Origin of the sequence: Pseudomonas sp. P9_35 (genome assembly GCF_034008205.1) — a bacterium.
Classification (GTDB): Bacteria; Pseudomonadota; Gammaproteobacteria; order Pseudomonadales; family Pseudomonadaceae; genus Aquipseudomonas; species Aquipseudomonas kilonensis.
In genome coordinates this window covers 5,037,339-5,058,078 of the sequence record NZ_CP125373.1, presented here as the reverse complement: position 1 = coordinate 5,058,078, position 20,740 = coordinate 5,037,339, and the positions used below count along the sequence as shown (strand labels likewise).

Sequence of the window (20,740 nt, the reverse complement as noted above, 5' to 3'; positions counted from 1 at the left end):
ATTCGCACCGCCAAGCTGGCGCTACCGACCGTCGCCAAGGTTCAAGAATGCCCCGCGCAGGCCGATGGTATGTGCATATCCCCCCGTATTCGGGTTGCGACGCGGTGTGTTGCGGACATGGAGGTCGGGACGTCGTTCCTGTTCTCCTTGCTTAGAGATTGCTGCCCATGATTCTACAAAAATCCCTTCGAGCTCAGATTCTCGCCCTGTTGGGCGGCAGCCTGCTGGCGATGTTGCTGATCGCCCTGGCGTCCTTTCATTTCCTCTCCAATGGTGTCCAGAACTATCGCAACCTGATCGATGGACCGTTGCGTGCCTCGCAATTGATCGACGAGGCCAACCTGCAGTTCAAGGTGCAGGTGCAGGAATGGAAAAACGTCCTGCTGCGCGGCAAACAGCCGGCGGACCTGGATAAATACTGGAAGCAGTTCGAGGAACGTCAGCGTGAGGTCCAAGACATCCTTGGCCAATTGAGCGGGCGTGAAGGTGTGCCGGCGCCCATCAAGACCCGCATCGTAGCCCTGCGCGATGAACATCGTCAGTTGGGTGCTGCCTACCAAAAGGGCCGTGACGCATTTGTCGCCTCCGGTGGCGATTCGGCGGCGGGCGATGCGGCAGTCAAGGGCGTGGACCGTGCGGCCAGCGAGCAAATGAGTGCGCTGGTGGTGGAGTTGCGCAAGCTGGGCACCGAGGAATCGACACTGATCAGTGTCGGTGCCGATCGCACGATCATGCTGGGCACCGTGATCATGCTGGTGTCGGGTGTGCTGATTGGGCTGTTCAGCCTGTGGCTGGTCAATCGCAACCTGGTTCAACCGATTCGTAGCCTGATCGACTACGTGACCCGACTCAGTCATGGGCGGTTCGCCGAGCGTGTGACGAGCAACCGTCAGGACGAGCTGGGCAACCTGGCGGTAGCGGCCAACACATTGCGCGATTTCCTTGCCGAAACCTTTACCCGCCTGCAACGCAGTGCCACGGAGCTGGACAGTGCCAGCGGTGAGCTCAATGCCATCGCCAGCCTGATGAGCCAGGGCACCGGCGAGCAATTCGAACGCACCGATCAGGTGGCGACGGCGATGAACGAAATGTCCGCCACGGCCCAGGAAGTGGCCCGCCATGCCGCCGACGCGGCGCAGGCGGCCGATGATGCCGATCAATCGGCGCAACAGGGCGGCAAGGTCATGCAGGGGACCATCCACACCATCACCCGGATGCGCGGCGAGATCGCCAACACGGCTGCGGTCATCCGTCAGTTGGAAACCGACAGCGGGCGCATCGGCAAGGTGCTGGAGGTGATCCGCGGGATCGCCGAACAGACCAACCTGCTGGCCCTCAATGCTGCCATCGAAGCCGCGCGAGCCGGGGAGGCGGGGCGCGGTTTCGCGGTGGTCGCCGATGAGGTCCGCAGCCTGGCCCAACGCACGGCCTCGTCAATCATCGAGATCAACCAGATCATCCAGACTGTACAAACGGGTGCGGTGGACGCGGCCCATGCCATTGAGAGTGGGCAGTCGCGCAGCGAAGAAAGTGTGGAGCAAGTGACCCAGGCCGGTGTGATGCTCGAACGCATCACCCAGGCTGTCGAAGCGATTCGCGACATGAACCGCCAGATCGCCACTGCAGCCGAAGAGCAGACTTCCGTGGCCGAAGACATTTCCCGCAACCTGACGGAAATCACCTGCATTGCCAGCACCAACATGGACAATGTGCAGCGCACCGAAGCCGCCAGTCGGGATCTGCACGGCTTGTCAGGACAGTTGAATGAAGTGACGGCGCGGTTGAGTGCCTGACGGTCGTTCGCGACAGGTATTGATAAACGCAAAAGAGCCGCGCAACCCTAAGGTTGCGCGGCTCTTTTTTTCTGATGGATCAAGTGTCTTGCTTGTTGCTCAAGACTTTGCCGGTCGTGGCATCGAAATCAACATCAAACTCTTTGCCGTCGGCGGTTTTCAATTCAACTTCATATTCATAACCGTTGAAGTGGTTATCCAGGTCGGTGTCGGTGATGGTCGCGCCCGGGTGCAACTTCAGGGCTTCTTCGTTCATCGATTCAAGGGACTTGATCTTGCCTTCCTTGACCAGTTGAGGAATCTGATCGACGCGAACATCTGCCTGGGCCAGGCCAGCAGTCAGGGTCAGGGCAGCGGCGGTAAACAGGGCAGTCAAAGTTTTCATAGGTCTTTCCTTGGTGTCGTTAAAGGGTGATTCGTTTAAGTGGGCTCAGATTATCTGTGGCAACTTAATTCACCCTTAATTCGGAAAACTTGCAGCGACTGCACCGACCCGGTCCTGATGTTTCAGTAACCGTTCTTCTCCAATAGTTGCGCCACACTGCCTGTTTCGGGACGCTTGAAGTACTTGAGCAACTCACTGGCCCGATTGGTGAAAATGCCATCCACGCCGGCATCCATCACTTTCTTGAAGTCCACCGGCTCATCAACAGTGTAGACATGCACCAGCAGACCCTGGTCATGGGTGTACTGGTTCATCCACGGCTGCACCAGGTCCGCGTAACTCTGGCTGCCGCCATGGGTCAACGCCGCGGATGGCCCGGTACCAATGGCGCCCTGGGCCTTGGCGTACTGAATCCATTTCTCGAATTCAGCCTTGTCCTTGGGTTCCTGCTTGGCGTAATAGGCGGCCTTGTCCGTTTCGCCGGACTCGGCAAAAGGCACCTTGGATTTTGGCTCGATGTTGCCTTCGCCCACCCACAACAGCAGGATCTTCGGCACCTTCGGCATCTCTTTGTGCAGCAGTTCGAGGCTGCTCTTTTCAAAGGTCTGCAAGACCACTTTGCCTTTGCCCTGGCCGACCCCCGTGGCCCGCTTGGCCAGTTTCGACCCGGCCGGGCTCAGCCAACCGCGGTCCTGCAGTTTGTCCTTCAGGTCGCGCTCGATGCCGGGGAACAGCTTCGGCGCCTTGGTTTCGATGTACAGCCCGGGTTTTTGCTGCGGGTTGCCCTCGGCGATATTGATCACTTCATCGAGGGTCAGGATTTTCAGGCCGGCGAACGAAGGGCGCGCGCGGTCCGGGTAAGCGGTGTTGAACCAACTGCCGGCATCGAGGGTTTTGAGCTCCGCCATGGTGAATTCGTTGGCGGTGCTGCCCTTGCGCTCGGGGAATTTGACCGCGACATCCGTGGTGCGCAGCAGGCTGTCGTCATGCAGGACGAACAACACGCCGTCCTTGCTGCGTTGCAGATCCAGTTCCAGGTAGTCGGCGCCCAGGTCGCGGGCCAGCTTGTAGGCGGCAGCGGTGGATTCCGGCGCGTCGAACGAGGCGCCGCGGTGGGCGATCACGGCGGGGTGCGGAATGCCCTGGAGGGCTGCCAAGGCCTTGGGGCTCGGGGCCTCGGACGCTTGGGTCTGGCCGAAGCCGAGCAACAGGCTCAGCATCAAGGCGGTGCGGGTGAAGGTGACAGGCATGCTCGAAATCCTTTCGTAGGTGTATGCAAAAAACTATCTTTTAACAATTGAACGCTGTCGGCGCTATCGCCATACCGACATAATCCTGTGCAAAGAAGATTTTTCCCACGCATTTCCAGGCCGCTTTGCAGTACCCTTGCCGCATCAGTTTCCCCGGCAGAGGGAAACCTTAAATCCTGTGTCCGCTTGCCCTGCGTGTAAACCATTGATCAGACGTCCTGAGGGACGCATCCATGAGGTTTACCATGCGCACCACTTCGACATTCATCTGCCAGGCCGCCGACCAGCTCAAGGGTTTTGTCGGCTTGAACCGCAAGACTGGCCAGTACATCGTGCGTTTCAGCGAAGACGCTTTCGGCATGGACGTGGCCGACGACGGCATCATCCCCACCTGCGAATTTGTCTGGGCCCCCGTGGCGGACGGCACCATGGCCCTCAAGCGCGAGCGGATCCAGTTATTGCTGGACCAGCACATCGACGACCGGATCAATCTCTCCGAACCTTTGCGGGTGTATATGGCCCGCAGCGACCTGCCGGAAATCATGGCGGTGCGGCAGTTGGTGACAGGCTGAGCCTCAATCTTGAATCGAACAGAGATCCTGTGGGGGCCCACAAGGATTTTTGGAATGGCACGGTCCTGTGGCGAGGGAGCTTGCTCCCGCTGGGTCGCGCAGCGGCCCCCAAAAAAGCGATGAGCGCTGCGCACTCAAGCGGGAGCAAGCTCCCTCGCCACAAAAGCTTCCCAGCTATCACGCTACAGATTGATCAACGGTAAACACTGTGACACTAGATTGGGTGTTGGAAGGCGTAGTCGCGTTCGACCTTGCACACCCTTGTATGGCAATGGGTATACCAGGTGGAGCGGCCGCGCTCGCGGATCGCGCTGTGTTCAGGATGCTGCTTCCAGGCCAGGATTGCAGCTTCATCGCGCCAATAGGACACGGTAATCCCCAAACCATCGTCTCCGCGCGCCGATTCGACACCGAGAAACCCCGGCTGCTCTCGAGCCAAGGCCAGCATGCGTTCGGCGGCTTCGGCGTAGCCTTGGTCCCCTTCGGTGCGCAGGGAGGTGAATATCACCGCGTAGTAGTGGGGGCTCATGGCGTTGTCCTGGCGCAGGCTTCGACAAACGCGCTGACCAGCGGCGGCACGCGCCCTTCCAGTGCGGCACGTTCGGGCTGGAACAGCGTGGCGACAAAGAACGGATGGTCCTGCAGTTCCACCGCTCGCAGGCTGCCGGCCGAGTCCCGGGCCACGGGGTGCAGGCGCTGATTGAGCAAGTCTTCTTCAAAGTCCGGGTTGACCCCGAAGCGGCAATGGTAGCCCTCGAATACCCTCTGGCGACCATAAGCCTTGGCAGTCAACGAGTCCGAATCGAGCTGAAGGCAGTCGATGGTTTCGATCAAGGCACAGCTCAGCGGCGTCAGCAGCGCGCGCTCAGCCTCGGGGTCGGTTTCGCCATGGGCGGCGTCGGCCCAACCCATCACGTTGCGGGCGTATTCCAGCACGGCATGTTGAAAACCACCGCAGGTGCCCAGGAAAGGGCGACGCTGTTCGCGGGCAAAACGAATCGCCTGCAAGGCGCCGGCTTCGTTTTGGTAGGGGCTGCCTGGTACGCACCAGATACCGTCGAAGTCCTCCAGCACTGCGTTGTCGACGATGAGCGACGTTGCCAGCCATTGGACGCGAATGTCATGGCCGGTTTGCCTGCCGGCCAGCTCAAGTGCAATGGGAATCGCCCGGTGAGCGGTGATGTGTGGGTCGTGGTCGCCGACCAGGGCGATGTGTAAAGGACGCTGTTTTGCCATGAGAGACTCGCCGCTTGTTGATTCTTGGTCGCCACTATAGATTGGCGTTCACGCAATCAATATTGGCGTTTATCCAAGTGATCAATGCAGCAGCGCACTATCGTCTGGACTATCCCGACCTGTCCCTGATCCTCGCACTGGTCCGTGGCGGCTCACTGGCCCGGGCCGCTCGATTGCTGCAGGTGGACGTGTCCACGGTGTTCCGTTCGGTACGTCGGCTGGAGGCGGCCCTGGGCCAGCCCTTGTTCGAAAAAAGCCGTTCCGGGTACTTGCCCACAAGCCTGGCCCAGGCGCTGGCCGAGCAAGCCGAGCGCGCCGAACAGGCCTTGGAGGCGGCGCGGGTGGGGGTGGAGCAGGGCGGCGCGGTCATCAGCGGGACGGTACGCCTGACGTGCAGCGACTCAGTCCTGCAAGCGTTGCTGCTGCCTGCGCTGGCGCGCTTCATGCCCGCTTACCCGGCGTTGACCCTTGAGCTGAGCACCTCGAACGACTTCGCCAACCTGAGCCGCCGCGATGCCGACATTGCGTTACGCCTGACCCGTACGCCGCCGGAACACCTGGTTGGTCGAAACCTGGGCAACGTGGCTTACCGGGTATGTGCCAGTGCCACGTATCTGCGCTCGGCGGATGCGAATGACCTGGCTTCCATGACCTGGATCGCACCGGACGATTTCCTCCCGGATCACCCCACCGTAGCCTGGCGCCGCCAGCATCTCCCCGGCGTGGTGCCCGCCTATCGCTGCAACAGCATGCTCTCGGTCACCGAACTGGTGCGAGCCGGCTTGGGTGTGGCGGCGCTGCCGGACTTTCTGATCGATGAACACCTGGGCCTGATACCCCTTGGCGAACCGCTGGAGGGGTATGACACAGCCCTGTGGCTCCTGACTCGCCCCGACTGCCGGGCCTTGCGCTCGGTGGTGAGCTTGTTCGATGAGCTGGGGCGCAATCTGCGCTGGCGCTGACTTTTAACGAGTAGGGTGTGCATGACTCAATGGATGACGGCCCCCCAACGGTTATAGTGCCTCGAGCACCAGCCCCTGGCAGAGAACATCACGATGACGAAATCTTCCCTACCCACTCCCGCCGCACCCGTTGACCACTTGCGTTTTCATCGCCCCCACGCGCATCTGGCGCCGACCTTTGGCAATGACCGCTTTGCGCTGAGAGCGGAGGCGTTCGCGCGTTTTTTCGGGACGCCGATGTTCCTCGGCGCGCAAACCTTGATCGTGCTGCTATGGGTCAGCCTGAACCTGGTGGGGGTCTTTCATTTCGATGCTTACCCATTCATCTTGCTGAACTTGGCATTCAGCCTGCAATCGGCCTATGCCGCGCCGCTGATTTTGCTGGCGCAAACCCGCCAGGCCGCTCGGGACAAAGCCCAGGCGGAAGCCGATGCCCAGCATCGTGAAGCCTTGGCCATCGCCAACAGCGAGCGCCAGGCTCAGGCCGCGCTGAATACGGCGCAGTTGCTGGAGTTATTGGAGCAGAACACCCGCCTGACGGAAATGACCAAGGCATTGACCGAGCGTATCGACAACTTGACCACTGAAATGCACCAGAAGGTCGTGCACAACCCATCGCTGCAGTAGCCCTTCACGCCAGGACTTCTTGATCAAGCCTGGTAACGGCTCAGGAACATGTCGAGGGCCGATTCGATCACCTGGGCCTGCTCATCCTGGGTCAGGCTGGGTTGCCCCATCGAAACCTGCGGCCAGAAGGCGAACGTCTTGAGCAGCCCATGCATTTGCTGGGCGGCAAATGCCGGTTCCACGGGTTTCAAGCGGCCATCGGCCTGGGCTTGGCGAATCCAGGCCGTCAGGCCTTCTTCACGCTGGCCCATGCGCGACACCATGTCTTGGGCCCGCTCGGGGGAATGAATGGTTGCGGCGATGGCGATGCGCGCCAGGTCGAGGAAGTTCTCGTCCGCCAGCAAGTGCAGTTTGGCTTGCAGCAACGTTTGAAGCTGCTCCCGTAGCGGCTTTTGCGGGCTGTAGGGCATGTCCTGCTCTGCGGTAATGCTGTTCCATAACCGATTCAGAATTTCGGCAAACAATTCTTCCTTGCTCGGAAAATGGTTATACACCGTGCGCTTCGATACGCCGGCAGTCGCCGCGATCTTGTCCATGCTGGTTATCTCGAAACCGCTGCTACGGAATTCAGCAATCGCGGCCTGGAGGATGGCTTCGCGTTTTCGCTCGGTAAGGCGCTGCGGTACGGTCATGGGCAATTCGTCGGTTGAGATGAGAGAACTTACACTCGGCAGTTTACTTGCTCCCGGGATTCATGCAATCTAGAAACTACACCGAGTGGTGTAGTTTTGAGTCAAGCGGCTGAGCGTGCATGCAACGGCCATCCAGCGTCCCACAACGGCGAAGCGCAATTGCGCCGACGCCCTTGGAGTTATCGCACCATGACCATTCCCTCTCTTTCGACCGACAATCCGTCCGCCCATGACGCATCCCGGCATGAACAGGGCAAGTATCGCAATCATGCCTTCACGCCTCGGGAAGGTTTTGGCACGACCCTGCGCATCATCTGGAACATGATCTTCCACAAGCCGCGCACCACTCGGCCTTCGGGCGCCATTGAGGTTCAAGCGCTGACGCGCGCCGCGCTGCTGGCGGCGCCGAACAACAGCGTATTCCGTCTCGGCCATTCCACCCTATTGCTCAAGCTGCGGGATAAATTCTGGCTGACAGACCCGGTGTTCGCCGAGCGCGCCTCACCCGTGCAATGGGCCGGCCCGAAGCGTTTTCACCAGCCGCCCATCAGCCTGGAAGAGTTGCCGCCGATCGAAGCGGTGATTCTTTCCCACAATCATTATGACCACCTCGATCATCATGCCATCCTCAAGCTGGCGGCGAAGACCCGCCACTTCCTGGCCCCCCTTGGTGTGGGCGACATCCTGATCAAATGGGGTGTCGACGCCAGCAAGGTGCGTCAGCTGGACTGGTGGCAAGGTACCGAGGTGGACGGTATCGAGTTCGTTGCCACGCCCTCCCAGCACTTTTCCGGGCGCGGCCTGTTCGACAGCAACAGCACCTTGTGGGCCTCGTGGGTGATGATCGACGGCGCTACGCGAATTTTCTTCAGCGGCGACACTGGCTACTTCGAGGGTTTCAAACGCATCGGCGAGCGATATGGCCCCTTTGACCTGACACTGATGGAAACCGGCGCCTATGACGTCGATTGGCCCCACGTTCACATGCAGCCAGAGCAGACCCTACAGGCTCATATCGATCTCAAGGGCCGTTGGCTGCTGCCGATCCACAACGGTACGTTCGACCTGGCGATGCATGCCTGGTATGAACCCTTCGATCGCATCCTGGCCCTGGCCTGGGAGCGCAATGTCTACATTGCCACGCCGCAAATGGGCGAAGCATTCACCCTGACGCAGCCGCAACGTGGCCGCGCCTGGTGGCTGGACGTGGAGCCTTCGGCGTACCAGGACCAGGCCGGTATCGCCTAGCACTCACAGGATTGGCGTTATTCAATCATTGCGTAATCGGAGCGCCCCATCGGGTCCGGTGTCGCACCCTTGATGTTCATGCCGCGCCCCGGTGCGAAACCGGGGAAGAACACCAGGCCCTCGGCCTCCAGGCGAAAGGCCAGTGCCAGGCGAGTCACATCGAGCAACTCGCCGCCGGCCTCGAAGCGGCGGATGGCCTGGACCGAGACGCCGGATTGGCGGGACAGCTCCTCGACACTCCAACCCAGCATGGCTCGCGCCTGTGCACTGTGAGCAGGGGTGAATTGATAGACAGCGATGCGTTCCAGGGTGGTTTTGATTGCGAGAGAGGCCATGGGGGGCTCCAAAGCTGTGGGATTAAAAAATACTGTGTTTTTGTACAGTTGTTTTGAATCCCGATCAATCTCATTTTTTTGATCAATGACCGGCGGTCTTCTCCAGCCAGGCGCTCGGGGCGTGACCCAGTATGCGACGAAACATCGTGGAGAATGCCGCGGGGCTGTCGTAGCCCAGGTCCAGGGCGATTCGGGTCACTGAATGGCCGACGGCCAACCGGGACAATGCCGACATCACGCAGGCTTGTTGTCGCCATTGGCTGAAACTTAACCCGGTTTGCTGGCTGAACAGGCGATTGAACGAACGCAAGCTGATAGGCAATTGCGCCGCCCATTGCACGGGCGAGACGTGGGCGTCCGGGCGTTTCAGAAAAGCCTGGCACAGGCCGAGCAGGCGCGGGTCTTGGGGCAGTGGAAGGTGCAGTGGCAGATGGGCGCTGCGCAGCAGCTCGTGCAGTAGCAGATCGATCAGCGCACCATCGCGTCCAGCCTCGTCGTAGTCCAGCGCAAGCTCCACGGCTTCCATCAGCAACTGACGCATAAGCGGCGACACGCTGATGACCTGGCAACGGGCGTCCATGGCCGTTACCGCAGCCGGTTCGATATACAAACTTCGCGTGCTGACGCCCAGCATCAGCACCTCATGGGCAACCCCGGGCGGGATCCACACTGCCCGTTGCGGCGGCACCACCCAGTTGCCGTCTGCCGTGCTGACCTGCATGACTCCGGTGGCGCCGTAGAGCAACTGCGCGCGCCGATGGGTATGGCGCGGCAACCGATGACCGTCAGGGTAATCCGTGCCGATAGCCACCACTGGCCGTGGCGTGTCGTCCAGCAGGTCAATCGAAACATTGCGCATCGAGCGGTATCCAACGATTGGCGTAAACGCAAACATTATTGGCTTACTTGCTGAAGCAGGCCAAGCCCCATCGCTCTATCGTGGCCTCTCTCAATTAACGGATGCTGCGCGATGTTCTACCTCTTGTTGGCACTCTTCGGCTGCATGACTGGCGTCACCGCCGTGTTGTTCGGCTTCGGCGGCGGATTCGTCGTGGTGCCCTTGCTATACCGCATGCTCACCGCCAGCCACGGCGCTGACGACCCTATCGGCCAATCGGCGATGCATATTGCCGTGGCCACCTCGACCTGCGTGATGATCGTCAACGCGCTGATCGCCACCGCCAAGCATCACCGCGCCGGTAACCTCATTCGCCACTACGTGTGGCCGTTGGGTGGCTTCATCGGCCTGGGCGCTATCGTCGGAGCCGTTGCCGCGATGTGTGCGAGTAGCGAAGTCATTCGCTATGCCTTCATCGTTTATCTGGGCGTGACCATTCTGGACTGCTTGTTCAGACGCGGTTTTCTGACCCAGTCTGACGCTGTAGTCCCACGGCGATTGGGCAGGGCAGAGGTATCGGCAGGCGGAATCAGCATCGGCGTCATCGCCACTTTTCTGGGCGTGGGTGGCAGCGTCATGACCGTGCCGTTATTGCGTCGTTGCGGGCTGAACATGTCGCGCGCGACGTCCATGGCTAACCCGCTGAGTTTGCCGGTTGCGGTGGCCGGGACGCTGACTTACATGGCCATGGCCGGGTTTACCGAGTTTGATTTGGGGCCGTGGTTTGTTGGGTATGTGGATTTGCAGGCGTTTGCGGTTTTGACACTGGGCTCGTTAGTGGGGATTCGATTAGCTACGCCATGGATCGGGGGGATACCGGATCGTTTTCACGCCGGGGTCTATATCGGATTGTTGATCGTGGTGATGTTGGGCATATCGGTGCAGTAAGTTGCTGCATGGCATTGCTCAACATTTTGTGGGAGAGGGTGGCATATCGATTCTATGAGGCTGATTCGTCATACTTCGCGCCACTCATTTCGTGAGCTGACGCTCGCTTTTTCCAGGAAGATTCCATGTTCAAAGGACTGTTGCTCCTCGCATCCAGCGCCGTGTGCCTGATCGCGCTCTGTTCGACAGCCAGTGCCGATGGTGGTAGTGGCGTCTTTACCGGCACCTTGGGCAAGATGCCGATTGTGCTGGGACTCAACACTGCTCAAGAGGACGAGGTCATCGGTCGTTATTTCTATGAGAAATACCATCGTGACTTGGGATTGAGCGGCTCGCTGCAAGGAAAGACCCTGACGCTGGTCGAGGGCGGTACCCGCTACGACGACGGCCAATCGCTGCCAACCCTGACGCTGCAAAAAACGGCCAACGGCTGGCAGGGTGAATGGAAAAGTCTCAAGGGCAAGGTTCTGCCCGTGCAGTTGACCGAAGCCACGCTCCCTGCACCCGGAGCTGATCTTCCCCCCGTTATCGCCGAGCTGCGAAAAAGTGACCCTTATGAGTATCTCCGTCTGCTGGGCTTGAAACTCAAACCGGGCAAGAAAGAATCTTTCATGGGCCATGACTTGCAATGGTGGACGGAGCCACAATCCGGTATTTCCATGTTCAGCGTCGAGTCCGGCTACTCGAAAGACGAACTACAACGGGTCAATCGGCAATTGTTGGGGCGGCTCTGGACCGAAGTCATCAGCTACCACGGCTGTCTGTTGCAGGGCGCGGATAATGCCGAGTTCGACCAAGGCGTCGCGCCCAAATTCCTATCGCCCGATGTGATCAGCCTGAACATTTCCACAAGTTACTACTGCGGCGGCGTGCATCCTGATTTTGGCAATTCGCCGCTCAATCTCGATGCTCACACCGGCCACAGTTTGTCGCTGGAAGATGTGCTCTGGGTTGGCACAGGTAAGCCACCGCTGTACGCCGGCCACAACGACGCGGGTGATGCTCCGTTGACCGATGAAGAGAGCCAGGCGCGATACACTTACCAACGCGAGGTATTCGCGCCATGGCTGATCAAGCAACTCACCACGCTGTACCCCGACGAGATGCTGAAGCCAGCGGATGAAGACAGCTGCGACTACACCGATGAAGGCGTCTGGGGATATTCCAATTGGTACTTCACTGAAAAAGGTTTGTACCTGGGACCGTTCTTCGTCCGCGCGCAACGCGTTTGTGATGACCCCGGCTGGTCGGTGCTGCCGTACGCAGTCGTAAAACAACACCCCGGTGCGGTCAAACTTCAATTGCCCGGGACTGGTGACTAACCCTCAGCCAAACCGGGCGCTTCCCGAATAACGAAGTGATCCAGGTTCTCGATATTGGCACTGAACACCCCGAACGTCTGTTCGGGGTTCTTCTTGCTCGGTACCTGTTTCAACTCCGGCGTCACGCCATAAAAGAAGCAATACAACGGCGCGTCACTGTCGACGGCATGCTTGATCTCTTCCAGGAACGCTTTGCGCTTGCGGTAGTTATCGATCAGCTTCTTGCTCAGGTAAACGTTGACCGAGTAAGGCTTCTTCTTCGCCTCGTCCGGTTGCTTGAACCAGACCTTGGGTTCGAAATCGATGCGAAAGCTTTGCGTGTAATCCTTGATCTCCTTGATCTTGCCCCAGTAAATCAAGCCCTTGTTGTCCTGCAAATACTCGATCTTCTTGAAGAACGATCCATAGGGCGCCGTGTGCTCGCCAATCTTCAACAGCTTGCGCTTGAGCAGGTCCTTGTCCGCGAAGTTCGACACAAAACACTCCACCGGGTGGGCGAAGACACTGGTCTTGTCGGGTGTTGAATCCTGGGCGGAATGAGCGTCATCACCGTGGGACGATAGGGTGGGCGACGTAGGCCGAGTCGCTGCTTCAACGTCCTTCGACGGATCGGACGGCTTGCGTACGTACTGACGCCGAGTCAGCAACAGCTCCGACGGAAAATGCTCCTCACGGTCGTCATCCGTTTGTGCCTCAACACTCTCCGCACCCAACCCCGGCGTTTTCGGACTGACATAAGGGCAGCCCTCGATATGCTGGGTAGTCGGTTGATTCTTGAAATGTGGCGTGCGGATGTAATTGACGTTCTTGGCGTTGAACGTCGTCAGCCGATTGTCCTCATCAAACGCCGCCCGACAGGCATCATTGGGGCACTGAAAGCGCTCCTTGGCCGAATCGAAGGCCATGGTCTCGTCGAAATTCAGATCCCGAACGTCATAGATCGAAAGCTTGGCATCGAGGCTGAGGCAGTAGGCGGTATCGAATTTCATCGGGGCTCGGGTCCATGAGAGGAAGTGTATTAATACCGAAGGACGCGGCGGGCTGCACCCAAAGTTTCAACACACCACAAACCCCCTGTGGGAGCGAGCTTGCTCGCGATTCCCAAACCCAACCCAACCATCAAGCCTGCCACCCACCTGCGCCCTGACACCAACCTGTGGCGAGGGGATTTATCCCCGCTGGGCTGCGAAGCGGCCCCGGTTTTACGGCCCCAAACTTGTATGAGTCGGTATCATAATGCCGGTTATAACCCGACCTTTCAGATAACCGGCAATATATTGCCGGAAACAGCGAATAAGAAACTTCGATGAAAGAGAACACCGGTGAGCGGCGCAGGGAAATCATTGACGACATCGTCATGCAGCATGTCACGGGGATCGAGACCCTGGGAACCGCTATTCACCGGTTACGGCTTGAGGTGACCGGCCTGGATCAGGAAACCTTTGCTGCCATGTGCAAGATGTCGACCAAGGCCCTGTACCAGATCGAGAAGGACAAGGGTAACCCGACCATCAACACCCTCGAAGCTATTCTGAGAAAGTTCGGGCTGCGACTGGGGCTGACCAAGGCCGCGACAAACCTTTACTCGCCACCGCTTGTGCAACAAAAGCCGGTCTCCGAAGTGCCCGTTCGTGGCGCCAACCCGAAACGTAAGTTGCGAGATAGCTCGGTATAGTTGCCGCTCTACGAGCTACTGGGAAAGACAGCGCTGTTGACTAGGATGTGGGCAGGTTCATTCATGAAAAAGCCCCCGTCAGGGGGCTCAGTCTGGTCTTGCAGTGGTTTTTGATTGTTGCCCAGTGATACACCTTCGGTCGTCAGTTCGTCTCCGGCTCCGTGCCTGCTAGGCCAGTATTTCGATACCGTGTTTTTCCACGATACTGAGCAGCTTAAGGGCCATCCCTCCTGGACGTTTGTCGCCGGCTTCCCACTGCTTAACTGTCGATGCGCTTGTGTTCAGGTAGCGGGCAAAAACCGGCTGACTGACGTGACTGCGCAGACGAATTTTCTTGATCTGGGCAGGTGGGATCTCAGCAGGCACCTCAGCAATGCAGGTCTCATCGAATTCCCGCATGGTGGCCTTGTCGATAGCGCCGATTTTTAGCAGTGCCTCAGCCGAGCTATGAATCGACTCGAAAGCCTCACTTTTGAATTTTTTCGCCATTACATATCTCCACAAATTCTTTTCCGTCCAGCAGATGCTGGACTTGCTCCTTGCTCAAACCTTTATAGGCATCAGCAAGCTTCTTAAACGCGGCCAGCTCTTTTTCAGTGATGTTGTCTTGGTCTTTCTTAGCAAACAGAAACTGATAAACCCAATAGCTACGACCCTTGGCAAGGATGATCGAGCGGTGACGATTTTCATTGAGGCGTTTTTTCCAGACGCCTCCGCCCAAATCATCGGCTTGTCCGTTCACTACCTCCTGCACCGCCTTGCAGAGATCAGCATCTGTGATCGTTGCCTTCTTTGCTGCAGCAGCAAAGGTCTTCGTTTTGAATACCCTCATTGGCATATGCTTTCCCTTTGATGTGTAAAGCTACCACTCAGTGGTATATGTGTCAAAAACCTGAATCTTGCAGATAGCGCCATCTAGTATGGGGACGGGGGACACGGCCGTGAGGGGAGCGGGGCTCTGATATTGTTTCAACAGATCGCAAAATCTGTGCGAGCGAGCAGCAATCGAGCCTCAACACCAAACACCAGTGGCGAGGGAGCTTGCCCCCGCTGGGCGCGTAGCAGTCCCAATTCCATATCACCAACAAAAAACCGCCGCCCGAACAACGGACGACGGCCTCTGATTGATTCTCAAAACCCTCGCAAAATCCGAGAAGCTCTCCGCCACCAGGATTCATGCTGACTAAACGGATCATCCACCAGCACCGCCGGCATATCCCGCAAGCGAATCCACGGCTCATCCTGCCAGTGCAGCATGCAGAGTGACATCTTCGGCCAATCCAACACGCTCAGCGTAGGCCGTTCCACCTTATGCGAGTGGCGCTCATCCCGCAGGGTTGGCACCACCTGATGCGTGATCCACTCACGCAACAATCGATACTCAGGGCAGTAGTGATAAACCAGCAATGCATAGACGCCTGACTCGCTCAGCATCAGACGCTCTTCAGTCAAACCGTGGACATGCACGAGCATCATCCGACGCTGGTCGGGGTCAAGCTTGCGTGTCATGCGCTCATCGAGGTGCTTACTCATCAACCGCCCCAAATCCGAGGCGCTGAACCAGGCTTGGTTTTCAACCAAGAGGGTATGTAGTTGGAGGTTGTGACGGGTGAAAACGGTCGGAATATAAGCATCAGGCATGATGGGTCTCCGAGGTATACGGAGAGCGGGGTGAAATTTTTGTGGGCATAACGACCTCTACGTTCGAAGGTTAGCGGCGCGAGCCCGACGTAGAGGATGCAAGAAAAATCCCAACTAGCTATCTTCTCCACACAGAATTGCAAATGTCCTTAGACAGTACGCGGTTCTATGTTCGGCGATTAGCTACTACGTTGGGCGTTTCTTAGGCACCTGCGACTAAGATAGGTAGCGAGACGATACGGCGTCAATGCGGAAAGATTCTGAGTTTTTCGTAGGGTAAAGGTAGTGTGCCGGTCCCCGAGTTAAACGCAGTTATGGTCCTGTAGAAACACAAAAACCCCGTTTTCACGGGGTTTTTAGTTACGCGTGGAGCCTAGGATTTTTCTTTCAAATCAATCCCAGCTCAAAGCCCCACCCGTCTGATACTCAATCACGCGCGTCTCAAAGAAATTCTTCTCTTTCTTCAAGTCCATGATCTCGCTCATCCAAGGGAACGGGTTAGTCGTTCCTGGATATTCTTCCTTAAGACCAATCTGCGACAAACGACGGTTAGCAATGAACTTGAGGTAGTCCTCCATCATCGCCGCGTTCATGCCCAACACGCCGCGAGGCATGGTGTCGCGGGCGTATTCGATCTCCAGTTGGGTCCCTTGCAGGATCATCTGGGTTGCTTCTTCCTTCATCTCGGCATCCCACAGGTGTGGGTTTTCGATTTTGATCTGGTTGATCACATCGATACCGAAGTTAAGGTGCATGGATTCGTCGCGCAGGATGTACTGGAACTGCTCGGCGACGCCGGTCATTTTGTTGCGGCGGCCCATGGAGAGGATCTGGGTGAAGCCGCAGTAGAAGAAGATGCCTTCCAGGACGCAGTAGTAAGCGATCAGGTTGCGCAGCAGCTCTTTGTCGGTGTCCGGGGTGCCGGTTTCGAACTTCGGATCGGAGATCGAACGGGTGTATTTCAGGCCCCAGGCGGCTTTTTTCGCGACCGATGGGATCTCGTGGTACATGTTGAAGATCTCGCCTTCATCCATGGCCAGCGATTCGATGCAGTACTGGTAGGCGTGGGTGTGGATCGCCTCTTCGAACGCCTGGCGCAGGATGTACTGGCGGCATTCCGGGTTGGTGATCAGGCGGTACACGGCCAGGACCAGGTTGTTGGCAACCAGGGAGTCGGCGGTGGAGAAGAAGCCCAGGTTGCGCATCACGATGCGGCGCTCGTCGTCGGTCAGGCCTTCCGGGTCTTTCCAGAGGGCGATGTCGGCGGTCATGTTGACTTCTTGCGGCATCCAGTGGTTTGCGCAGCCGTCCAGGTACTTCTGCCAGGCCCAGTCATATTTGAACGGCACGAGCTGGTTGAGGTCGGCGCGGCAGTTGATCATGCGCTTTTCATCGACGGCGACACGGGCGGCGGCGCCTTCGAGTTCGGCGAGGCCTTCGGCGACGTCGAGTTTGTCGAGGGCGGCCTTGGCGCGAATGATCGCGGCCGAGTCGCTGGCTGTCACGGCCCGCGCTTCGAGGGCGGCGGCACCGCCAGCGCTGTCGAGGCGGTCCATGTTGGCTTCAGAAGCGTGGCCGGCGTTGGCGCCTTTTACAGCGACTTCGCCGCTGTCTTCTTTGTCGAATTCGTCCCAGCTCAGCATGACGTGTCGTCTCCTGCGTGAGGGCCAGATGCCCGATGAGGGCCTACTGGCCGCGGTGGATCTTGGAAAAATCGTTTGTTGCAGCAGCTGACGCAGGCAATAAACAGAAAAATGTACGGGTCATTCCGGAGCGGCTGTGAACGCGAGGAGGCGATTTGGCCTCTGCGTGGGCTCCAGGCTGGCGTGATCCCCTGTAAGGGAATATTGCAGGCCCGTTTAAGGCGGCATTATAAGGACTTTTTTGCCTACGTGCTGCGGCGAAATAGCTCACAGAAGGAGCGGCGGGTGGGATATCCGCGTGGGAGCGAGGGTTTACAAGGCTTTGGCCGCTGAAGATTTTTTTTGCATGGATCGTATCGCGGTTTTTTTTGATCAAAAAACGAGCGCTTTTTGAAGGTTTGCACTACATGTTGTGTTTGCGGAGGGGTTTAGGCGGTTCTAGACACAACCAGGCCCGATCGAAACCGGGCCGTGGAAAATGTCAGTAATGATCAATCGGTATGGGCTGAACCGGTGTGATCGCTGCCGTCGCTAGCCACCGCGGTGGGGTCAGTGGTGGCGTGATCGTCACTGGCGATCGTGGCGCAATCCGCCTGGTCGTAACCCTTGATCGCGGCTGCGGAACCGGTGCGATCAAAACCGTCGGCGGCGAAAGTATTGGCGGCCAGCACGGACAGGGCAAGGGCGAAGATCAATCTGCTTTTCATGGTGGTTGTTCCTGGTTCGATGACGTTGATCAGCCGTTGGAGCAGCCGTTGCCCATGACGCTGTAGCGCAGGATGTGGCGTTGGCCCTTGGAGTCGTCGTATTCCATCTTCGCCGGGACCACTTCGCAGACGTTCGGGATGGCGCTCATGGAGATGACTTTGGCGATGTCCAGGTGGGTGGAGTAGGTGTACTCCTCAATGGCCGGTTTTTGCTGTGCAGCATCGGTCGGGAGCTCGTCTGCCATCGCGGTGGCGCAAAGGCTGCCGAGGACCAGAACCCATAAAGCTTTCATCTGTATTTCACCTTTTTGAAGTCGAGTAGGGTCACGCAACCTTTTTGGGGTTGCGTGTGGAGCAAGTGTTGGAAGTTGGATTAACGGCCTTCGTGGGGGCTGTGTTGCGTTAATCGTGTTTGCCGGTTGGCGAGGTGGATTTTAGAAGGTGAGGGTGGGGGTAAACAGACTCGGTTTTGATAAACACTGTTGGTTGATCTGGTAATAATCGGCTGGGAGTCGGTGGCTGTCTGGTGGACTGATGTTGGATGGGCGGGCGCTATCGCGAGCAAGCTCGGCTCCCACAGGCTCGGTTCCCACAGGAAAATGGCGGTAGGCAGGGCTTGCACGTTAGTACCGACATTTTGTAGGGACTTGTTACTACCATCGTCGAATGGTTCTATAGGCCCGCCCCGGGCTACAACGGGATCATACAAAAACAACTATTCACCGAGGTAAGAAAGATGAGTGCGGCTTCTGTGTATCCCGTTCGTCCCGAGGTTGCGGCCAATACGCTGACTGACGAGGCGACCTACAAGGCCATGTACCAGCAGTCGGTCGTCAACCCGGACGGCTTCTGGCGCGAGCAGGCCAAGCGCCTCGATTGGATCAAGCCTTTCACCACGGTGAAGCAGACGTCCTTCGACGATCACCACGTCGACATCAAGTGGTTCGCCGACGGTACCCTGAACGTTTCCTACAACTGCCTCGACCGTCATCTGGCCGAGCGCGGCGATCAGATTGCGATTATCTGGGAGGGCGATGACCCTGCCGAGAGCCGCAACATCACCTATCGCGAGCTGCATGAAGAAGTCTGCAAGTTCGCCAACGCCCTGCGCGGCCAGGACGTGCACCGCGGCGACGTGGTGACCATCTACATGCCGATGATCCCTGAAGCCGTGGTCGCGATGCTGGCCTGTGCCCGGATCGGTGCGATTCACTCGGTGGTGTTCGGCGGTTTCTCCCCTGAAGCACTGGCCGGCCGGATCATCGACTGCAAATCCAAAGTGGTGATCACCGCCGACGAAGGCGTTCGCGCCGGCAAGAAGATCCCGCTCAAGGCCAACGTCGATGATGCGTTGACCAACCCGGAAACCAGCAGCATCCAGAAGGTCATCGTGTGCAAGCGCACCGGTGGCGGCATCAAGTGGAACCAGCACCGCGACATCTGGTACGAAGACCTGATGAAAGTGGCCGGCACCGTTTGCGCGCCGAAGGAAATGGGTGCCGAGGAAGCGCTGTTCATCCTCTACACCTCCGGTTCTACCGGTAAGCCTAAGGGCGTGCAGCACACCACGGCCGGCTACTTGCTGTACGCGGCGCTGACCCATGAGCGAGTGTTCGACTACAAACCGGGCGAGGTGTACTGGTGCACCGCCGACGTGGGTTGGGTCACGGGCCACAGCTATATCGTCTACGGCCCGCTGGCCAATGGCGCGACCACGCTGCTGTTCGAAGGCGTGCCGAACTACCCGGACATCACCCGGGTGGCCAAGGTCATCGACAAGCACAAGGTCAGCATCCTCTACACCGCACCGACCGCCATCCGCGCGATGATGGCCTCGGGCACCGCCGCTGTCGAAGGCGCCGATGGCAGCAGCCTGCGCCTGTTGGGCTCGGTGGGTGAGCCGATCAACCCGGAGGCCTGGGACTGGTACTACAAGAATGTCGGCAAGGAACGCTGCCCGATCGTCGACACCTGGTGGCAGACCGAAACCGGTGGCGTGCTGATCAGCCCGCTGCCAGGCGCTACGGCATTGAAGCCAGGTTCGGCCACGCGTCCGTTCTTCGGTGTGGTGCCGGCGTTGGTGGACAACCTCGGCAACCTGATCGAAGGCGCCGCCGAAGGCAACCTGGTGATCCTCGATTCGTGGCCAGGCCAGGCGCGTACGCTGTACGGCGACCATGACCGTTTTGTCGACACTTACTTCAAGACTTTCAGCGGCATGTACTTCACCGGCGACGGCGCTCGTCGTGACGAGGATGGTTACTACTGGATCACCGGTCGGGTGGATGACGTGCTCAACGTGTCCGGCCACCGCATGGGCACGGCCGAGATCGAGAGCGCCATGGTCGCCCACCCGAAAGTCGCCGAAGCGGCGGTGGTCGGTGTGCCGCACGACATCAAGGGGCAGGGCATCTATGTCTATGTCACCCTCAATGCCGGCGAAGAAACCAGCGAGGCCCTGCGCCTGGAACTGAAGAACTGGGTGCGCAAGGAGATCGGTCCGATTGCTTCGCCGGATGTGATCCAGTGGGCGCCGGGGCTGCCAAAAACCCGCTCCGGCAAGATCATGCGCCGCATCCTGCGCAAGATCGCCACGGCGGAGTACGACGGGTTGGGTGATATCTCCACCCTGGCCGATCCGGGTGTGGTGGCGCATCTGATCGAGACGCACAAGACCATGAACGTCGCCTGACGGTAACCCGTAAAACCGAAAGCCCCGCCCGGCAGTGCCGAGCGGGGCTTTTTTATGGGCGCGCTGGGAGGGCTTGAAGTGTGGTGCCTTTGTGGCGAGGGAGCTTGCTCCCGCTCGGCTGCGCCTGTAGGAGCTGTGTAGGAGCTGTCGAGTGCAACGAGGCTGCGATCTTGCCCCAGACAATTGAGTCCCAAGCGAAAGATCAAGATCAAAAGATCGCAGCCTTCGGCAGCT

At 58.6% G+C, this 20,740-nt stretch carries 23 protein-coding genes; 9 read left to right on the top strand and 14 right to left on the bottom strand.

Annotated elements, in window-relative coordinates:
- Window positions 1–167 precede the first annotated feature (167 nt).
- Complete coding sequence (locus QMK47_RS22335; protein WP_320389342.1) at window positions 168–1,793, top strand: methyl-accepting chemotaxis protein; 1,626 nt, start codon at window positions 168–170, stop codon at window positions 1,791–1,793.
- A 79-nt stretch (window positions 1,794–1,872) separates the two neighbouring features.
- Here the strand turns inward: QMK47_RS22335 and QMK47_RS22330 are convergent, their stop codons facing one another.
- On the bottom strand, window positions 1,873–2,178 hold the full coding sequence (locus tag QMK47_RS22330; protein ID WP_018604552.1) for a PepSY domain-containing protein: 306 nt from the start codon (window positions 2,176–2,178) through the stop codon (window positions 1,873–1,875).
- Window positions 2,179–2,300: 122 nt separating this feature from the next.
- Window positions 2,301–3,428: a glycerophosphodiester phosphodiesterase gene (locus tag QMK47_RS22325; RefSeq protein ID WP_214509480.1), complete on the bottom strand. Its 1,128-nt coding sequence runs from the start codon at window positions 3,426–3,428 to the stop codon at window positions 2,301–2,303.
- 245 nt (window positions 3,429–3,673) lie between these two features.
- On the opposite strand from QMK47_RS22325, the gene QMK47_RS22320 reads away from it, so the two are divergent.
- Window positions 3,674–4,000 (top strand): DUF2025 family protein, encoded by a 327-nt coding sequence (locus tag QMK47_RS22320; protein WP_135846825.1) that lies wholly within the window; start codon window positions 3,674–3,676, stop codon window positions 3,998–4,000.
- 214 nt (window positions 4,001–4,214) lie between these two features.
- Here the strand turns inward: QMK47_RS22320 and QMK47_RS22315 are convergent, their stop codons facing one another.
- Both QMK47_RS22315 and QMK47_RS22310 read right to left on the bottom strand, forming a co-directional pair.
- The gene (locus QMK47_RS22315; protein ID WP_320389341.1) at window positions 4,215–4,529 is read right to left on the bottom strand and encodes an antibiotic biosynthesis monooxygenase; all 315 of its coding nucleotides are present in this window, start codon (window positions 4,527–4,529) and stop codon (window positions 4,215–4,217) included.
- Window positions 4,526–5,236, bottom strand: coding sequence for a CTP synthase (locus QMK47_RS22310; protein WP_320389340.1), 711 nt, complete (start codon window positions 5,234–5,236; stop codon window positions 4,526–4,528). Before QMK47_RS22310 ends, QMK47_RS22315 begins: the two co-directional genes overlap by 4 nt.
- A gap of 14 nt (window positions 5,237–5,250) precedes the next feature.
- On the opposite strand from QMK47_RS22310, the gene QMK47_RS22305 reads away from it, so the two are divergent.
- Window positions 5,251–6,198, top strand: coding sequence for a LysR family transcriptional regulator (locus QMK47_RS22305; protein WP_320389339.1), 948 nt, complete (start codon window positions 5,251–5,253; stop codon window positions 6,196–6,198).
- Between the two features lie 93 nt (window positions 6,199–6,291).
- Window positions 6,292–6,825 carry a DUF1003 domain-containing protein gene (locus QMK47_RS22300; RefSeq protein ID WP_320389338.1) on the top strand — a complete coding sequence of 178 codons (534 nt, stop codon included), beginning with the start codon at window positions 6,292–6,294 and terminating at the stop codon, window positions 6,823–6,825.
- A gap of 23 nt (window positions 6,826–6,848) precedes the next feature.
- Here the strand turns inward: QMK47_RS22300 and QMK47_RS22295 are convergent, their stop codons facing one another.
- Window positions 6,849–7,457, bottom strand: coding sequence for a TetR/AcrR family transcriptional regulator (locus QMK47_RS22295; RefSeq protein WP_320389337.1), 609 nt, complete (start codon window positions 7,455–7,457; stop codon window positions 6,849–6,851).
- Window positions 7,458–7,646: 189 nt separating this feature from the next.
- Here QMK47_RS22295 and QMK47_RS22290 point away from each other — a divergent pair, with 189 nt between their 5' ends.
- Entirely contained in the window at window positions 7,647–8,705 is a 1,059-nt protein-coding gene (locus QMK47_RS22290) for an MBL fold metallo-hydrolase (RefSeq protein ID WP_320389336.1), read from the top strand.
- A 17-nt stretch (window positions 8,706–8,722) separates the two neighbouring features.
- On the opposite strand, the gene QMK47_RS22285 is transcribed toward QMK47_RS22290, so the two are convergent.
- Both QMK47_RS22285 and QMK47_RS22280 read right to left on the bottom strand, forming a co-directional pair.
- Window positions 8,723–9,040 carry a helix-turn-helix domain-containing protein gene (locus QMK47_RS22285; protein WP_003204826.1) on the bottom strand — a complete coding sequence of 106 codons (318 nt, stop codon included), beginning with the start codon at window positions 9,038–9,040 and terminating at the stop codon, window positions 8,723–8,725.
- Window positions 9,041–9,122: 82 nt separating this feature from the next.
- On the bottom strand, window positions 9,123–9,899 hold the full coding sequence (locus tag QMK47_RS22280) for an AraC family transcriptional regulator (RefSeq protein ID WP_253477358.1): 777 nt from the start codon (window positions 9,897–9,899) through the stop codon (window positions 9,123–9,125).
- A gap of 111 nt (window positions 9,900–10,010) precedes the next feature.
- Between QMK47_RS22280 and QMK47_RS22275 the strand changes: the two genes are divergently transcribed.
- Complete coding sequence (locus QMK47_RS22275) at window positions 10,011–10,826, top strand: sulfite exporter TauE/SafE family protein (protein WP_253477355.1); 816 nt, start codon at window positions 10,011–10,013, stop codon at window positions 10,824–10,826.
- 125 nt (window positions 10,827–10,951) lie between these two features.
- Window positions 10,952–12,148: an RsiV family protein gene (locus QMK47_RS22270; RefSeq protein WP_320389335.1), complete on the top strand. Its 1,197-nt coding sequence runs from the start codon at window positions 10,952–10,954 to the stop codon at window positions 12,146–12,148.
- On the opposite strand, the gene QMK47_RS22265 is transcribed toward QMK47_RS22270, so the two are convergent.
- Window positions 12,145–13,137, bottom strand: a complete 993-nt coding sequence (locus tag QMK47_RS22265) for a hypothetical protein (RefSeq protein ID WP_320389334.1) — start codon at window positions 13,135–13,137, stop codon at window positions 12,145–12,147. The genes QMK47_RS22270 and QMK47_RS22265 overlap by 4 nt on opposite strands.
- Before the next feature lie 317 nt (window positions 13,138–13,454).
- Between QMK47_RS22265 and QMK47_RS22260 the strand changes: the two genes are divergently transcribed.
- Window positions 13,455–13,823, top strand: a complete 369-nt coding sequence (locus QMK47_RS22260; RefSeq protein ID WP_320389333.1) for a helix-turn-helix transcriptional regulator — start codon at window positions 13,455–13,457, stop codon at window positions 13,821–13,823.
- A 168-nt stretch (window positions 13,824–13,991) separates the two neighbouring features.
- Here the strand turns inward: QMK47_RS22260 and QMK47_RS22255 are convergent, their stop codons facing one another.
- The 6 genes from QMK47_RS22255 to QMK47_RS22230 form a co-directional block, all read right to left on the bottom strand.
- The gene (locus QMK47_RS22255) at window positions 13,992–14,312 is read right to left on the bottom strand and encodes a helix-turn-helix domain-containing protein (RefSeq protein WP_046062559.1); all 321 of its coding nucleotides are present in this window, start codon (window positions 14,310–14,312) and stop codon (window positions 13,992–13,994) included.
- Window positions 14,290–14,661: a type II toxin-antitoxin system RelE/ParE family toxin gene (locus tag QMK47_RS22250; protein ID WP_253477345.1), complete on the bottom strand. Its 372-nt coding sequence runs from the start codon at window positions 14,659–14,661 to the stop codon at window positions 14,290–14,292. The genes QMK47_RS22255 and QMK47_RS22250 overlap by 23 nt, the downstream gene beginning before the upstream one ends.
- 293 nt (window positions 14,662–14,954) lie before the next feature.
- Window positions 14,955–15,464, bottom strand: a complete 510-nt coding sequence (locus QMK47_RS22245) for a Bro-N domain-containing protein (protein WP_320389332.1) — start codon at window positions 15,462–15,464, stop codon at window positions 14,955–14,957.
- 392 nt (window positions 15,465–15,856) lie between these two features.
- The gene (locus QMK47_RS22240; protein WP_018612669.1) at window positions 15,857–17,107 is read right to left on the bottom strand and encodes a ribonucleotide-diphosphate reductase subunit beta; all 1,251 of its coding nucleotides are present in this window, start codon (window positions 17,105–17,107) and stop codon (window positions 15,857–15,859) included.
- Between the two features lie 491 nt (window positions 17,108–17,598).
- Window positions 17,599–17,814, bottom strand: a complete 216-nt coding sequence (locus QMK47_RS22235) for a hypothetical protein (protein WP_253477341.1) — start codon at window positions 17,812–17,814, stop codon at window positions 17,599–17,601.
- Between the two features lie 29 nt (window positions 17,815–17,843).
- Window positions 17,844–18,107 carry a DUF2790 domain-containing protein gene (locus tag QMK47_RS22230; protein ID WP_253477339.1) on the bottom strand — a complete coding sequence of 88 codons (264 nt, stop codon included), beginning with the start codon at window positions 18,105–18,107 and terminating at the stop codon, window positions 17,844–17,846.
- 443 nt (window positions 18,108–18,550) lie between these two features.
- On the opposite strand from QMK47_RS22230, the gene acs reads away from it, so the two are divergent.
- Window positions 18,551–20,506: an acetate--CoA ligase gene (gene acs / locus QMK47_RS22225; protein WP_003204805.1), complete on the top strand. Its 1,956-nt coding sequence runs from the start codon at window positions 18,551–18,553 to the stop codon at window positions 20,504–20,506.
- Window positions 20,507–20,740: the final 234 nt, after the last annotated feature.

Excerpts from the sequence above, each read along its gene's own strand:
- QMK47_RS22265 (WP_320389334.1), bottom strand. The coding sequence starts at position 13,137 with ATGAAATTCGATACCGCCTACTGCCTCAGCCTCGATGCCAAGCTTTCG.
- QMK47_RS22330 (WP_018604552.1), bottom strand. The coding sequence starts at position 2,178 with ATGAAAACTTTGACTGCCCTGTTTACCGCCGCTGCCCTGACCCTGACT.
- QMK47_RS22310 (WP_320389340.1), bottom strand. The coding sequence starts at position 5,236 with ATGGCAAAACAGCGTCCTTTACACATCGCCCTGGTCGGCGACCACGAC.
- QMK47_RS22285 (WP_003204826.1), bottom strand. The coding sequence starts at position 9,040 with ATGGCCTCTCTCGCAATCAAAACCACCCTGGAACGCATCGCTGTCTAT.
- QMK47_RS22280 (WP_253477358.1), bottom strand. The coding sequence starts at position 9,899 with ATGCGCAATGTTTCGATTGACCTGCTGGACGACACGCCACGGCCAGTG.
- QMK47_RS22290 (WP_320389336.1), top strand. The coding sequence starts at position 7,647 with ATGACCATTCCCTCTCTTTCGACCGACAATCCGTCCGCCCATGACGCA.
- QMK47_RS22270 (WP_320389335.1), top strand. The coding sequence starts at position 10,952 with ATGTTCAAAGGACTGTTGCTCCTCGCATCCAGCGCCGTGTGCCTGATC.
- QMK47_RS22235 (WP_253477341.1), bottom strand. The coding sequence starts at position 17,814 with ATGAAAAGCAGATTGATCTTCGCCCTTGCCCTGTCCGTGCTGGCCGCC.
- QMK47_RS22245 (WP_320389332.1), bottom strand. The coding sequence starts at position 15,464 with ATGCCTGATGCTTATATTCCGACCGTTTTCACCCGTCACAACCTCCAA.
- QMK47_RS22335 (WP_320389342.1), top strand. The coding sequence starts at position 168 with ATGATTCTACAAAAATCCCTTCGAGCTCAGATTCTCGCCCTGTTGGGC.
- QMK47_RS22250 (WP_253477345.1), bottom strand. The coding sequence starts at position 14,661 with ATGCCAATGAGGGTATTCAAAACGAAGACCTTTGCTGCTGCAGCAAAG.
- QMK47_RS22275 (WP_253477355.1), top strand. The coding sequence starts at position 10,011 with ATGTTCTACCTCTTGTTGGCACTCTTCGGCTGCATGACTGGCGTCACC.
- QMK47_RS22255 (WP_046062559.1), bottom strand. The coding sequence starts at position 14,312 with ATGGCGAAAAAATTCAAAAGTGAGGCTTTCGAGTCGATTCATAGCTCG.
- QMK47_RS22315 (WP_320389341.1), bottom strand. The coding sequence starts at position 4,529 with ATGAGCCCCCACTACTACGCGGTGATATTCACCTCCCTGCGCACCGAA.
- QMK47_RS22260 (WP_320389333.1), top strand. The coding sequence starts at position 13,455 with ATGAAAGAGAACACCGGTGAGCGGCGCAGGGAAATCATTGACGACATC.
- QMK47_RS22320 (WP_135846825.1), top strand. The coding sequence starts at position 3,674 with ATGCGCACCACTTCGACATTCATCTGCCAGGCCGCCGACCAGCTCAAG.
- QMK47_RS22295 (WP_320389337.1), bottom strand. The coding sequence starts at position 7,457 with ATGACCGTACCGCAGCGCCTTACCGAGCGAAAACGCGAAGCCATCCTC.
- acs (WP_003204805.1), top strand. The coding sequence starts at position 18,551 with ATGAGTGCGGCTTCTGTGTATCCCGTTCGTCCCGAGGTTGCGGCCAAT.
- QMK47_RS22240 (WP_018612669.1), bottom strand. The coding sequence starts at position 17,107 with ATGCTGAGCTGGGACGAATTCGACAAAGAAGACAGCGGCGAAGTCGCT.
- QMK47_RS22300 (WP_320389338.1), top strand. The coding sequence starts at position 6,292 with ATGACGAAATCTTCCCTACCCACTCCCGCCGCACCCGTTGACCACTTG.
- QMK47_RS22325 (WP_214509480.1), bottom strand. The coding sequence starts at position 3,428 with ATGCCTGTCACCTTCACCCGCACCGCCTTGATGCTGAGCCTGTTGCTC.
- QMK47_RS22230 (WP_253477339.1), bottom strand. The coding sequence starts at position 18,107 with ATGAAAGCTTTATGGGTTCTGGTCCTCGGCAGCCTTTGCGCCACCGCG.